We start from the raw sequence: 13,915 nt of genomic DNA on the forward strand, positions 1-13,915 counted from the left end.
GGCCGGGCCGTAGGGGAACCGTGAGGACCGCTCCGAGGGGCCCCCGCGAGGTGTTGCATCGCTTCCTGTGCCGCTTCCCGGCAGGCGTCCGGTCCCGGGCGTCGTCCGCTCCCCGGATGGAGTCCTCCGTGCTCGACCTCGCCTACCTCCTCGGCGTGCTCGCCCTCTTCTCGCTCATCGCTCTCGCTGCGAAGGGGGTCGAGCGGCTGGGCGGACCGCCCCCCTCGGCGACCCGCGGGACCCGCGAGAAGGAGGCGGGCCGGTGATCGTCTTCGACGCCCTCGCGGCCGTGCTGGCGCTCGCCGCCGTCGTCTACCTCGTCGCGGCCCTGATCCGACCGGAGCGCTTCTGATGGATCCGCTCCTCGCCGTCCTCCAGGTCGCGACCGTCGGCCTGGCCGTCGCCCTCCTCCACCGCCCCCTCGGCGACCACATGTTCCGCGTCTACACCTCGACGCGCGACCTCGCCCTCGAGCGCGGCGTCTACCGCCTCATCGGCGTCGACTCCGCGGGCGAGCAGAGCTGGCGCGCCTACCTCCGGGCCGTGCTGGCCTTCTCGCTCGTCGGCGTGCTCCTGCTCTACGGGATGCAGCGCCTCCAGGCGGTCCTGCCCGGCTCCCTCGGCCTGCCCGCGGTGCCGGAGGGGCTGGCGTTCAACACCGCCGTCTCGTTCGTCACCAACACCAACTGGCAGTCCTACTCCCCGGAGGCGACCCTCGGCTTCGCGGTGCAGCTCGGCGGCCTCGCCGTGCAGAACTTCGTCTCGGCGGCCGTGGGCCTGGCCGTGGCGGTGGCGCTGATCCGCGGATTCGCGCGCCGCTCCTCCGGAACGCTCGGCAACTTCTGGGTCGACCTCGTGCGCGGCACGCTGCGCCTCCTGCTGCCCCTCGCGGTGGCGGCAGCGGTCGTGATGATCGCGGGCGGCGTGATTCAGAACCTGAACGGCCCGCTGACGGTGACCACACTCACCGGCGGCGAGCAGAGCATCCCGGGCGGCGCGGTGGCCTCGCAGGAGGCGATCAAGCTGCTCGGCACCAACGGCGGCGGCTACTTCAACGCCAACTCCGCGCATCCGTTCGAGAACCCCTCGGCGTGGGTGTCGCTGCTGCAGATCGTGCTGATCCTCGCGATCCCGTTCTCGCTGCCGCGCACCTTCGGCCGGATGGTCGGCGACGTGCGGCAGGGGCGCGCGATCCTCGCGGCGATGGCGACGATCTTCGTCGTGTCGCTCGCGGCCCTCACCGCGCTGGAGGCGGCGGGCGGCGGATCCGCGGCGCAGGCCGCCGGAGCCGCGATGGAGGGCAAGGAGACGCGCTTCGGCATCGCCGGCTCCGCCCTCTACGCGACCGCCTCGACGCTCACCTCGACCGGCGCCGTCAACGCGATGCACGACTCCTTCACCGCGCTCGGCGGCATGCTGCCGATGCTCAACATGATGCTCGGCGAGGTCGCCCCCGGCGGCGTCGGCTCGGGCCTCTACGGGATGCTCGTGCTCGCGGTGCTGGCCGTGTTCGTCGGCGGGCTGCTGGTCGGCCGGACGCCCGAGTACCTGGGCAAGAAGCTCGGCCCGCGCGAGATCAAGCTCGCGAGCCTCTACATCCTCGTGACGCCGACGCTCGTGCTGGCCGGCACGGCCCTGAGCTTCGCGATCCCGGCGGTGCGGGAGGACGTGGAGAGCACGTCGATCCTGAACCCCGGGCTGCACGGGCTCTCGGAGGTGCTCTACGCCTTCACCTCCGCGTCCAACAACAACGGCTCGGCGTTCGCGGGGCTGACGGCGAACACGCCCTGGCTCAACACGGCGCTCGGCGTCGCGATGCTCCTCGGCCGCTTCCTCCCGATCCTGCTGGTGCTCGCCCTGGCCGGCTCGCTCGCGGCGCAGTCGCCGGTGCCCTCCAGCGCCGGCACGCTGCCCACCCACCGGCCGCAGTTCGTCGGCCTCCTCGTGGGCGTCACGGTCGTCGTGACCGCGCTCACCTACTTCCCCGTACTCGCGCTGGGCCCCCTGGCGGAAGGACTGCGACTCCGATGACCACTGCACTGACCGAGGCCCCCGCGGAACCCGCGCGCCCCACCCGCGCCGCCCTCGGGCCGCGCCAGCTCGCCGCCGCCCTCCCCGGAGCGCTGCGCAAGCTCGATCCGCGCCTGATGTGGCGCAACCCCGTGATGTTCATCGTCGAGGTCGGCGCCGTGCTGACCACGGTGCTGGCGATCGCCGAGCCGTTCCTCGGGGGGCCGGAGGAGTCGGGCGGATCGACGGTGCCCGTCACCTTCACGGCCGGCATCGCGATCTGGCTCTGGCTCACCGTGGTGTTCGCGAACCTCGCGGAGTCGGTGGCCGAGGGCCGCGGCAAGGCCCAGGCCGAGAGCCTGCGCGCCACCCGCACCAGCACTCCGGCCCGGCGCGTGGCCGACTACGACCCCGCGGACCCCTCCGCCCTGTCGGCCCGCCTGGTCGAGGTCTCCTCGGCCGAGCTGCAGCTGGGCGACGTGGTCGTGGCGGAGGCGGGCGACCTCGTCCCCGGCGACGGCGACATCGTCTGGGGCATCGCCTCCATCGACGAGTCGGCGATCACGGGCGAGTCGGCACCGGTCGTCCGCGAGAGCGGAGGCGACCGCAGCGCGGTGACGGGCGGCACGCGAGTGCTCTCGGACCGGATCGTGGTGCGCATCACCTCGCGGCCGGGCGAGACCTTCGTCGACCGGATGATCGGCCTGGTCGAGGGCGCGTCGCGGCAGAAGACGCCGAACGAGATCGCGCTCGACATCCTCCTGGCGAGCCTCTCGATCGTGTTCGTCGTGGTCGTGCTGACCCTGAACCCGATCGCCTCGTTCGCGGGAGCCTCCGTGAGCGTCCCGGTGCTGGTCGCCCTGCTCGTCTGCCTCATCCCGACCACCATCGGCGCCCTCCTCTCGGCCATCGGCATCGCCGGCATGGACCGGCTCGTGCAGCGCAACGTGCTCGCGATGTCCGGCCGGGCGGTGGAGGCGGCGGGCGACGTCACGACGCTCCTGCTCGACAAGACGGGGACCATCACCTACGGCAACCGCCGCGCGGTGGCGTTCCTCCCGCTCGACGGAGTGGCGCAGGCCGCCCTCGTCGACGCGGCCGCCTCCTCCTCGCTCAGCGACCCGACACCCGAGGGGAAGTCGATCGTCGACCTCGCGGGCGACTCGGGCCGTCCCGCCGTCGAGCCCGCTCAGGCCGCCGTGGTGCCGTTCACCGCGCAGACCCGGATGAGCGGGCTCGACCTCCCCGACGGCTCCTCCATCCGCAAGGGCGCCGGCTCGGCCGTGCGCGCCTGGGTGGAGGAGGAGGGGCCGCTGCCTTCCGCGGTCGCGGCGCGCCTCACGGTGCTCGTCGACGGCGTCTCGGAGAGCGGCGGCACGCCTCTCGTCGTCGCGGTGAAGGACGCCCACGGCGCCCGCCTGCTCGGCGTCGTGCACCTGAAGGACGTGGTGAAGGACGGGCTCGCCGAGCGCTTCTCGGAGCTGCGCGCGATGGGCATCCGCACCGTGATGATCACGGGCGACAACCCGCTGACCGCGAAGGCGATCGCGGCGGAGGCGGGAGTCGACGACTACCTCGCCGAGGCGACCCCCGAGGACAAGCTCGCCCTGATCCGGCGCGAGCAGGAGGGCGGCGCGCTGGTCGCGATGACCGGCGACGGCACCAACGACGCCCCGGCCCTCGCGCAGGCCGACGTGGGCGTGGCGATGAACACCGGCACCTCGGCGGCGAAGGAGGCGGGCAACATGGTCGACCTCGACTCCGACCCCACCAAGCTCATCGACATCGTGCGGATCGGCAAGCAGCTGCTGATCACCCGCGGCGCGCTCACCACGTTCTCGATCGCGAACGACGTGGCGAAGTACTTCGCGATCATCCCGGCGATGTTCGCGGGGGTCTTCCCTGGGCTCGCGGTGCTGAACGTGATGCAGCTGCACTCGCCGGCCTCGGCGATCCTCTCGGCGATCGTGTTCAACGCGCTGGTGATCGTCGTGCTGATCCCGCTCGCGCTGCGGGGAGTGGCGTACCGCCCGGTCGCCGCCTCGCGCATCCTCAGCCGCAACCTCCTGGTCTACGGGCTGGGCGGAGTGATCGCTCCGTTCCTCGGGATCAAGCTCGTCGACCTGATCGTCGCTGCGATCCCCGGCTTCTGACCCGCCCGTCCCGACCACCGAAGACAGAGAGAAGAGACCATGTTCCGTCCCTACGGTGTCGCGCTGCGCGCGATGATCGTGCTCACCGTGCTGCTGGGAGCGGCGTACCCGCTCGCGGTGCTCGGGATCGGGCAGCTCGCCCTGCCCGCCCAGGCGAACGGCTCGCTGCTGCGCCAGGACGGCGCGGTGATCGGCTCGCCGCTCATCGGGCAGTCGTTCACGGACGCCGACGGAGCGCCCCTGCCGGAGTGGTTCCAGTCGCGTCCCTCCGCCGCGGGCTACGACGCCGCGGCCTCGACCGGCAGCAACCTCGGCCCCGAGAACGCCGACCTGGTCGCGTCCGTCGAGGAGCGCCGGGCCGCGATCGCCGCCTTCGAGGGCGTCGACCCGGCCGCGGTGCCGGCCGATGCGCTGACCGCCTCCGCCTCGGGGCTCGACCCCGCGATCAGCCCCGCCTACGCGCAGCTGCAGGCGCCCCGCGTCGCCGCCGCCCGCGGGCTCGACGTGAGCGCCGTGCGCGCGCTGGTCGACGAGCACACCGCGGGCCGCGAGCTCGGGTACCTCGGCGAGCCGACGGTGGACGTGCTCGAGCTCAACGCCGCTCTCGCGCGGCTGTGACCGCTCCGGTGGCGCCTCCGGCTCGTAGAATCGCGATCGGCTCGTCGGGACCGTCCGATCGAGCGGATCGACGCCGGTCCTGCGAGCCCGGGACACCCCGGAGCCGCGAGCACGAGGGGAGGCCGGGAGCATGACGAAGGGCCGCCTGCGCGTGCTCCTCGGAGCCGCGCCCGGAGTGGGCAAGACCTACACGATGCTCGAGGAGGGCCGCCGGCTCGCCGCCGAGGGCCGCGACGTCGTGGTGGCCGTGGTCGAGACGCACGGCCGCTCCGCCACCGCCGCGATGGTCGAGGGGCTGGAGGTCGTGCCGAGGAGGGCCGTCGAGCACCGCGGTGTGCTGCTCGACGAGATGGACCTCGACGCGGTGCTCGCCCGCCGGCCCGACGTCGCGCTGGTCGACGAGCTCGCGCACACCAACGCCCCCGGCTCCCGGCACGAGAAGCGCTGGGAGGACGTACGGACGCTCCTCGACGCCGGCATCACCGTCTTCTCGACCGTGAACATCCAGCACATCGAGTCGCTCAACGACGTCGTGCACGCGATCACCGGAGCGCCGCAGCGCGAGACGATCCCGGACGCGGTCCTCCGCGCCGCCGACCAGATCGAGGTCGTCGACCTGGCGCCCCAGGCGCTGCGCGACCGCCTCGCCGACGGCCGCGTCTACCCGCCCGAGCGCATCGACGCGGCGCTCTCCAACTACTTCCGGCTCGGCAACCTGACCGCCCTGCGCGAGCTCGCGCTGCTCTGGCTCGCCGACGAGGTCGACAGCGCGCTCCGCGACTACCGCGTCGAGCACGGCATCGACAGCACCTGGGAGGCGCGCGAGCGCGTGGTCGTGACCCTCACCGGCGGGCCGGAGGGGGAGACCCTGCTGCGGCGCGGCGCGCGGATCGCGGCCCGCGCCTCCGGGGGCGACCTGCTCGCCGTGCACGTGGTGACCCCCGACGGCCTCCGCACCCCGCGCCCGCACGTGCTCGAGGCGCAGCGGGTGCTGGTCGAGAAGCTCGGCGGCAGCTACCACCAGGTGGTCGGCGAGGACGTGCCGCGCACGCTGGTCGAGTTCGCCCGCTCGGTCAACGCGACGCAGCTGGTGATCGGCGTGAGCAGGCGGAGCCGCCTCGCCTCGGCGCTGACGCCCGGCACCGCGTCGACGGTGATCCGCGAGTCCGGCAACATCGACGTGCACATCGTCAGCCACTCCGCCGCCGGGCGCACCGCGGTGCTGCCGAGGCTCGACGGCGCCCTGACGCTGCGGCGCCGCCTCCTGGGACTGGCACTCGCCCTCGTGGGCGGCCCGCTGGTGACCTGGCTGCTCTCGAGCCTCCGCAGCGACGAGTCGATCACGAGCGACGTGCTCTCGTACCAGCTGCTGGTGGTGGTGGTCGCGCTGGTCGGCGGGCTCTGGCCGGCCCTCTTCGCGGCCGTGCTCTCGGGGCTGACCCTCGACTTCTTCTTCGTCGATCCCCTCTACACGATCACCGTCGACGAGCCTCTGCACGCGCTCGCGCTGGTGCTCTACGTGCTCAACGCGGCGCTCGTCAGCGCCGTGGTCGACCGCGCGGCCCGGCGGGCGCGGGCCGCCAAGCGGTCGGGGGCGGAGTCGGAGCTGCTGGCGACGATCGCGGGCGGCGTGATCCGCGGGCAGGGGGCGCTGCAGGCGATCCTCGAGCGCTCGCGCGAGGCGTTCGGGCTGACCGGCGTGCGGCTGCTGCGCGGCGGCGAGCTCGTCGCGGCCGACGGCGAGCCGCAGCCGGAGGGCGATCCCGCGCGCATCGCGGTGGGCGAGGGCGCGGTGCTCGAGCTGCACGGCCGCGAGCTGGAGGGGAGCGAGCGGCGGCTGCTCCAGGTCGTCGCCGCCCAGCTGGACTCGGTGCTCGAGAACGCGGCTCTCAGCGAGACGGCCAGCTCCCTCGCTCCGCTGGCCGAGACCGACCGGGTGCGCAGCGCCCTGCTCTCGGCCGTCAGCCACGACCTGCGCCGGCCCCTCGCCGCGGCCACCGCGGCGGTCAGCGGGCTGCGCTCGCCCGAGGTGGTCTGGAGCGAGCGCGACCGGGAGGAGCTGCTCGCCACCGCCGATGAGAGCCTCACCGTGCTGGCCGCGCTGGTCACCGACCTGCTCGACGTGACGCGGCTGGAGGCGGGGGCGCTCGCCGTGGCGCTCGCTCCGCTCGACGCCGCCGACGTGGTGCTCCCCGCGCTCGACGAGCTCGGTCTCGGACCCGGCGAGGTCGACCTCGACCTCGATCCGGAGGGCCCGGCGCTGCTCGCCGACGCGGTTCTGCTGCAGCGCGTCGTGGTCAATCTGCTCGCGAACGCCGTCCGCTACGCGCCGTCCGGCACCCGGGTGCGCGTGGCCGCCAGCGCCTTCGGCGGGAGCGCGCAGCTGCGGATCGTCGACCACGGCCCCGGGGTGCCCGAGGAGCGGCGCGCCGAGATCTTCGTGCCGTTCCAGCGGCTCGGCGACGACGACAACCTCACGGGCCTGGGCCTCGGCCTCGCGCTCTCGAAGGGGTTCACGGAGGGGATGGGCGGCACGCTCGAGACGGAGGACACTCCGGGGGGCGGGCTGACGATGGTGGTGACGCTGCCGCTGGCGCCGGAGACTGCTGCCGCTGCTCCTGCGGCTCACGTCGCTCCTGCCGCCCCGCACGACGGCGGGTCGGGCACCGCTCCGCACGAGGACTCCGGAGGAGCCGCATGAAGATCCTGATCGCCGACGACGACCCGCAGATCCTGCGCGCCCTGCGCATCACCCTCACCGCCCGCGGATACGACGTGGTGACAGCCGGCGACGGCACCGAGGCGATCAACCGCGCGGTGGACGAGCATCCGGACCTCTACATGATCGACCTCGGCATGCCACGGCTCGACGGGGTCGAGGTCATCCACGGACTGCGCGGCTGGACGAGCGCGCCGATCCTGGTGGTGTCGGGGCGGACGGGCGCGGCCGACAAGGTGGGCGCGCTCGACGCCGGCGCGGACGACTACGTCACCAAGCCGTTCTCGATGGACGAGGTGCTCGCGCGCATCCGGGCCCTCTCGCGGCGGGTGCAGCCGGCCGACGGCGAGCCGCTGGTCGTGATCGGCGAGGTGACCGTGGACCTGGTGGCCAAGAGCGCGACGCGGGACGGCGTCTCCGTGCGGCTCACCCCGACCGAGTGGCAGGTGCTCGAGATCCTCATCCGCAACGCGGGCAAGCTGGTCACCCGCCGCTCGCTGCTGGCCGAGATCTGGGGCCCCGCGCACGTCACCGACACCGGCTACCTGCGCCTCTACCTCGCGCAGCTGCGCAAGAAGCTCGAGCCCGACCCCGCGCATCCGCGGCACCTGCTGACCGAGGCGGGCATGGGCTACCGCTTCGTGCCCTGACCGGCCTGTGCTCGGCGGGGGAACCCCGGACCGTCGAGGGGGCCCGCTGGCCGTGGCTCCCTCGACGGGCCGGGATCGCCGGGCAGGTCACCAGTCGTGGACGGTGCCGTCGGCGAGGCGGTTGAAGGGCAGGTACGCGCGCACGTAGGGGTACTTCCCGGCGGCGTCGACGTCGAGCTCGACGCCCAGACCGGGGGCGTCGCCCGGGTGCAGCCGTCCCTCGCTCCAGGTGAACGACTGCTGGAAGACGCTGTCGGTCCGCTCGCCGTGCTTCATGTACTCCTGGATCCCGAAGTTGTGGATCGCCAGGCCCAGGTGCATCGCGGCCGCCATTCCCACCGGGGAGACGTCGGTGGGTCCGTGCATCCCGGACTTGATCTGGTACTGCGCGGCGTGGTCGAGGATCCTCCGGAGGTGGGAGACGCCTCCGGTGTGCGTGACCGCGCTGCGGATGTAGTCGATCAGCTGCTCGCGGATGAGGAGCTGGTAGTCCCAGACGGTGTTGAAGACCTCGCCGATCGCCAGGGGCGTCGTGGTGTGCTGCCGGACGAGGCGGAGGGCCTCCTGGTTCTCGGCGGGCGTGCAGTCCTCGAGCCAGAAGAGGTCGTACGGCTCGAGGGACTTGCCGAGGGCCGCGGCCTGGATCGGTGTCATCCGGTGGTGGCCGTCGTGGAGGAGGGGGAGCCCCGGCCCGAACTCGTTGCGGACGGCCTCGAAGACGCGGGGGACGTGGCGCAGGTAGGCGCGGGTGTCCCAGTCCTCCTCGGTCGGCAGGCCGCCGCGCTGCGCCGGCTCGTGGTCGTAGCGCACACCGGCGTTGCCCTCGAGGACGGCGTTGGAGGCGATGCCGTAGATCGAGGTCAGTCCCGGCACCGCGGTCTGCACGCGGATCGCGCGGTACCCCTGCTCCTGGTGCTCGCGGATGCTGTCGAACAGCTCCGCGTCCGTCCGCCCGGACGCGTGGCCGTAGGCGAGCAGGCCGGTGCGGGACGCGCCTCCGAGCAGCTGGTAGAGCGGCATGCCCGCGGCCTTGCCCTTGATGTCCCAGAGGGCGGTGTCGACCGCCGCGATCGCCGCCATCGTGACCGGCCCGCGGCGCCAGTAGGACGACCGGTAGAGGAACTGCCAGGTGTCCTCGATGCGCGAGGCGTCACGGCCGAGGAGCAGCGGCACGACGTGGTCGGCGAGATAGGAGACCACGGCGAGCTCGCGGCCGTTGAGGGTCGCGTCGCCGAGGCCGGTCAGCCCGTCGTCGGTCGTGAGCTTGAGGGTGACGAAGTTGCGGTCGGGACTGGTGACGACGACCTCGGCCTTGTCGATCTTCATGGGGTGCCTTTCGTGGTGGGGGATCGGGTCAGGGGTTCCGGCCGGGAGCGCGGTCCATCGAGAACGCGGCGGTCGAGAGGCCGGGCGCCACGGGCGCGGCCTGCCCCGTGCTCTCGCGGCGCTCGGCGATCTCGGCGACGATCTGCGCGTGCCGGCGGTCGGTCAGCGGGTAGAACGCCATGATCAGCACCGCGAGCAGGGCGGCGACGGCCGGGATGAGGCCGGCGGCGGCGCGGATGCCCCACTCGGCGTGCTCGCTCTGCTCCGCGGCCCCGGCCACGTAGCCGCCCCAGGCCAGCGCGTACGCGGCGAGGGCGCCTCCGACCGCCTGGCCGGTCTTGCGGGTGAAGGAGAACAGGGCGTAGATCGTGCCCTCGGAGCGGATGCCGGTCTTCCACTCCCCGTACTCGACGGTGTCCGCCTCGATCGCCCAGACGAGCATGTTGACGAGCTGGATGCCGACGTAGGCGAGGACCAGTCCGCCGAAGCCGACCGCCACCGCGTCGCCCGGGGCGAGGAAGACGACCGTTCCGCCGCTGATCAGGACCCCGACTCCGGCCATGTAGGCGTTGCGCTTGCCGAACCGCCGCACGATCGTCGGGACGAGGGCGGCCAGGCCGAAGGTCAGGGCGAGCTGGATCAGCGACATCGCGGCGTAGAGCTGGACCGATCCGAGCACGTCGCGCAGGTAGTAGAGCTGCACGGTCTGGAGCGCGAGCGTCCCGGTGAGGAACAGGAACGAGCTGAGGCAGAGGAAGAGCAGCGGCCGGTTGGAGCGGAGGGTCGTCATGCTCTGACGGAACGTGACGTGCGCGACGTCGCGCTGGACGCGCTCCTTCGCGGTCAGGATCGTGAAGAGGTAGAGCGCGGAGCCGACGACGACGAAGCTCAGCGTGACGATCGAGAAGAGCGACTGCAGATCGGCGCCGGGGACGACCAGCGGGGCCATGAAGGTGCCGAGCCCGGCCCCCACGATCGCGCCGCCGATGGCGCGGGCGCTGGCGAGCTTCGCGCGCTCGGTGCCGATCTGCGTCATCGCTCCGGCGAGCGAGCCGTAGGGGATGTTGACGAGGCTGTAGGCGAGGCCGAGCGCGGCATAGCTCAGGTAGGCGTAGAGCAGGGTTCCGCTCTCGCCGATCTGCGGGACGGAGAAGGTCGCGGCCGAGAGCAGCAGGAGCGGGACCGACCCGAACATCAGGAAGGGCCGGAACTTGCCGAAGCGCCTGCTGTAGGTGCGGTCCACGACCCGGCCGGCGAAGACGTCGGCGAACGCGTCGAAGATCCGCACGACGAGCAGCAGCGTGCCCGCCGCGGCCGCGGAGATCCCGGCGACGTCGGTGTAGTAGACGAGCAGGAACATCGTGGCGGTGGTGAAGGCGAGGTTGTTCGCCGTGTCGCCGGCGCCGTAGCCCACGATGCTCAGCTTGGAGAGCTTCTCAGCGGCGGGCGCTCCGGGCGCGGTGGTGCGGGGGGTCATGCGGGCTCCTTTACCCGGGCGCGGACCCGTCGGGGATCCGCGCCGCATCGAGACGGTGCGAAGGTGGCAATCGGTTGCCGACGGTGCCGGAAGGCACCGCGCGGAGAGGCGGGGTGGAGGTCTAGGCCGCCTGAGCGGCGACCGCGGCGACGAGGGCCGGGTCGTCGACGAGGCGCGGGTCGACGAGCCGCAGCAGCGCCTCGAGGGGCCGGGCGGAGCCGAGGGCGCGGTCGAGGGCGGGGCGCTGCGCGTCGGGCAGGCGGTCGCCCTGGAGCAGCAGTGCGATCCAGTCGGCGACGGCACGGAGGGAGGCGGCTCCGCCGTGTCCGCCCGCGCGCTCGGCGAGGAGCACGGGCACGATCCGGATGCGGAGCTTGGCGGTCGCGTCGGCGCCGATCTGCTCGAGCCGGTGCTCGATCCGGGGGTTGCCGAAGCGCTCGAGGAGGGCGGCGCAGTAGGCGTCCGCGTCGAGACCGGCGGGGAGGCCGGCCGCCGCCTCCGCCCAGAACGCCTCGACGGCGCTCCGGCAGGCGGGGTCGGCGATCGCCTCCGCGACGGTGGCGAGGCCCCGCCGGCGGCCGGTGGCGGCGAGGAGCGTGTGCGCGCCGTTGAGGAGTCGCAGCTTGCGCCGCTCGAAGGGCTCGATGTCGTCCACGAAGCGGGCTCCGACGCGCTCCCAGGCGGGTCGGCCGGCGGGGAACCCGCCGCAGAGGACCCAGTCGCGGAACGGCTCGGTCACGACGGACGCGGCGTCGCTGATGCCGGTGAGCTCGGCCGCCGCCTCCCGGTCCGCCGCCGTGGTCGCCGGGGTGATCCGGTCGACGGAGGTCGACACGAACGAGACGGTGCGGTCGATCCAGTCGGCGAGCGACGGGTCGAGCCGCTCGGCGAGCAGGAGCAGTCCACGGCGCACGAGAGGGCCGTTGCCGGAGAGGTTGTCGCAGGGGACGACGGCGAGCGGGCCGGAGCCCGCGTCGCGCCGGGCCGCGAGGCCGAGGAGGAGGCGGCCGAGTGCGGTCGCCGGCGCTCCTCCCGATCGGAGGGCGTCGAGGTCGCTCCGGACGGCGGGGTCGTCCAGGTCGGGGCCGCCGTCCGCGGCGAGACGGTACCCGGCCTCCGTGATTGTCAGCGTGACGATCGCCGTCCCTGGAGCCGCGACGAGCTCGACGAGACGCGCGACGTCCGCGCCGTCGACCGCCTCGACGATGCTGCCCACGACCGTCGCCGAGTCGCCCTCCGGTCCGCGCTCGATCAGCGTGAACAGGCCGTCCTGCGCGGCGAGCTCCTCGGCCGCGCGGGGGCTCCGGCCGGTGAATGCGGCGATGCCCCACTCGTGGTCGTCGTCGACGGCGTGCGTGTACCAGGCCTGATGCGCTCGGTGGAAGGCGCCGAGGCCGAGGTGGACGATGCGGACGGGAGCCGCCGGCAGGCCCGTCGATGCGCGATCGAGACCGCCTCCTCCGCCGTGCCCGCTCACAGCTTGAAGACCTTCCGCGGCTGGGAGTCGACGAGGTCCAGGATGACGGCGCTCGCCGTCTCGGAGTCGATCCGCCCCTCGGCGACCAGGCGCGCGAGGAACGCGGCGTCCAGCCTCCGAGCCATGTCGTGACGGGCCGGGATGGAGAGGAACGCGCGGGTGTCGTCGATGAAGCCGGAGCTCCGCGAGAAGCCGGCGGTCTCCGTCACGGCGGCGCGGAAGCGCAGCACCGCGTCGGGCGCGTCGAGGAACCACCACGGCGCTCCGAGGAACACCGACGGGTAGTAGCCGGCGAGGGGAGCGAGCTCGCGCGAGTGGGTGCTCTCGTCGATCCCGAAGAGGACGAGGTGGAAGCCCGGTGCGTTGCCGAGCTCCTGCAGCAGCGGGCGGAGGGGCTCGGCGAACCGGGTCGCGACGGGGATGTCGTGGCCGGTGTCGGGACCGAAGCGCTCGAAGGTCGGCCGATCGTGGTTGCGCAGCACGCCGGCGTGGACGGTCATCACCAGGCCGTCGTCGACGCTCATGCGGGCGGACTGCAGCAGCAGGTGGGCGGCGAGGACGCGGCTGCCCTCGGCGTCGATCGTGCCGGCGCGGGCGCGGGCGAAGAGGGACTGCGCCTCGGCGGGGTCGAGGTCGACGGTCAGCGGCTCCAGCACTCCGTGGTCGGCGGAGACGGCGCCGTGGTCGAGGAAGTGCCGGCGCCGGGCGCGGAGGGCCTCGAGGAATCCGGGGAAGCTGGACTCCTTCGTTCCGGTGGCGGCGGCCAGGGCGGCGACGCGCTCGGGCCAGCCGGGGGCGGAGGGATCGAGGTAGGCGTCGGGGCGGAAGGTCGGCAGCACGCGGCCCGGGAACGCCGGATCCTCCGCCAGAGCCCGGTGGACGGCCAGGTCGTCCAGCGGATCGTCGGTCGTCGCCAGCACCTCGATCCCGAACCGCTCGAAGAGCGCGCGCGGGCGGAAGGCGGCGGACGACAGCCGGGCCCCGATCGCCGCGAAGAGGGCGTCGGCGGTGGAGGCGTCGGGCTGCTCGGTGATGCCGAACTGCTCGGCGAGGATCGACTGGAGCCAGTAGCCCGAGGCGGTTCCCGCGAAGATCCGCCAGTGCGCGCAGAACGTGCGCCACACCTCCTCCGGGCCGGCGAGGCGCTCGCCTCCGGGGATGCCGAGATCGCCGAGGTCGATCCCGGCGGAGTGGAGCAGCCGGGTGACGTAGTGATCGTGCCGGAGGAAGAGCTCGGATGCGTCGGCGAAGGGGCGGTCCTCGAGCAGGAGGCGCGGATCCACGTGCCCGTGCGGGGAGAGGATCGGCAGGTCGGCGACGCTCGCGTGGAGATCGCGGGCGATCGCCCGGGTCGTCGGGTCGATCGGCAGGAGTCGGTCGGGATCGTTCAGCAGCTTCGTCGGCACGGGGCCATCCAAGTATGGGTGCCGAGGAGTGTCAACCGATTGCCAGAGATGTCGCACCGGATGGCGCGCCGGGCGCGGA

The 13,915-nt window shown here is 73.3% G+C and carries 11 protein-coding genes; 7 read left to right on the top strand and 4 right to left on the bottom strand.

Annotated features, from left to right (window positions below):
* Positions 1 to 116 precede the first annotated feature (116 nt).
* The 7 genes from C5C37_RS17540 to C5C37_RS11600 all read left to right on the top strand — a co-directional run bounded on the left by C5C37_RS17540 (position 117) and on the right by C5C37_RS11600 (position 8,150).
* Entirely contained in the window at positions 117 to 266 is a 150-nt protein-coding gene (locus C5C37_RS17540; RefSeq protein WP_167299012.1) for a hypothetical protein, read from the top strand.
* On the top strand, positions 263 to 352 hold the full coding sequence (gene kdpF, locus C5C37_RS11575; RefSeq protein WP_068209492.1) for a K(+)-transporting ATPase subunit F: 90 nt from the start codon (positions 263 to 265) through the stop codon (positions 350 to 352). The genes C5C37_RS17540 and kdpF overlap by 4 nt, the downstream gene beginning before the upstream one ends.
* Positions 352 to 2,031, top strand: coding sequence for a potassium-transporting ATPase subunit KdpA (gene kdpA, locus C5C37_RS11580; protein WP_104268826.1), 1,680 nt, complete (start codon positions 352 to 354; stop codon positions 2,029 to 2,031). The genes kdpF and kdpA overlap by 1 nt, the downstream gene beginning before the upstream one ends.
* On the top strand, positions 2,028 to 4,163 hold the full coding sequence (gene kdpB, locus C5C37_RS11585) for a potassium-transporting ATPase subunit KdpB (RefSeq protein ID WP_104247546.1): 2,136 nt from the start codon (positions 2,028 to 2,030) through the stop codon (positions 4,161 to 4,163). Before kdpA ends, kdpB begins: the two co-directional genes overlap by 4 nt.
* A gap of 39 nt (positions 4,164 to 4,202) precedes the next feature.
* Positions 4,203 to 4,781, top strand: coding sequence for a K(+)-transporting ATPase subunit C (gene kdpC, locus C5C37_RS11590; RefSeq protein ID WP_104247547.1), 579 nt, complete (start codon positions 4,203 to 4,205; stop codon positions 4,779 to 4,781).
* A 130-nt stretch (positions 4,782 to 4,911) separates the two neighbouring features.
* On the top strand, positions 4,912 to 7,482 hold the full coding sequence (locus C5C37_RS11595) for an ATP-binding protein (protein ID WP_104268829.1): 2,571 nt from the start codon (positions 4,912 to 4,914) through the stop codon (positions 7,480 to 7,482).
* Entirely contained in the window at positions 7,479 to 8,150 is a 672-nt protein-coding gene (locus tag C5C37_RS11600; RefSeq protein ID WP_104222647.1) for a response regulator, read from the top strand. The genes C5C37_RS11595 and C5C37_RS11600 overlap by 4 nt, the downstream gene beginning before the upstream one ends.
* Positions 8,151 to 8,237: 87 nt before the next feature.
* On the opposite strand, the gene manD is transcribed toward C5C37_RS11600, so the two are convergent.
* From manD to uxaC, 4 genes are all read right to left on the bottom strand, one after another.
* Complete coding sequence (gene manD / locus C5C37_RS11605; protein WP_104222646.1) at positions 8,238 to 9,476, bottom strand: D-mannonate dehydratase ManD; 1,239 nt, start codon at positions 9,474 to 9,476, stop codon at positions 8,238 to 8,240.
* Positions 9,477 to 9,504: 28 nt separating this feature from the next.
* The gene (uidB, locus tag C5C37_RS11610; RefSeq protein WP_104262588.1) at positions 9,505 to 10,953 is read right to left on the bottom strand and encodes a glucuronide transporter; all 1,449 of its coding nucleotides are present in this window, start codon (positions 10,951 to 10,953) and stop codon (positions 9,505 to 9,507) included.
* A 121-nt stretch (positions 10,954 to 11,074) separates the two neighbouring features.
* Complete coding sequence (locus tag C5C37_RS11615) at positions 11,075 to 12,430, bottom strand: mannitol dehydrogenase family protein (protein WP_258074121.1); 1,356 nt, start codon at positions 12,428 to 12,430, stop codon at positions 11,075 to 11,077.
* Entirely contained in the window at positions 12,427 to 13,836 is a 1,410-nt protein-coding gene (uxaC, locus tag C5C37_RS11620; RefSeq protein WP_104225766.1) for a glucuronate isomerase, read from the bottom strand. Before uxaC ends, C5C37_RS11615 begins: the two co-directional genes overlap by 4 nt.
* Between the last annotated feature and the right edge of the window lie 79 nt (positions 13,837 to 13,915).

Source organism: Rathayibacter sp. AY1F9 (assembly GCF_002932155.1).
Classification (GTDB): domain Bacteria; phylum Actinomycetota; class Actinomycetes; order Actinomycetales; family Microbacteriaceae; genus Rathayibacter.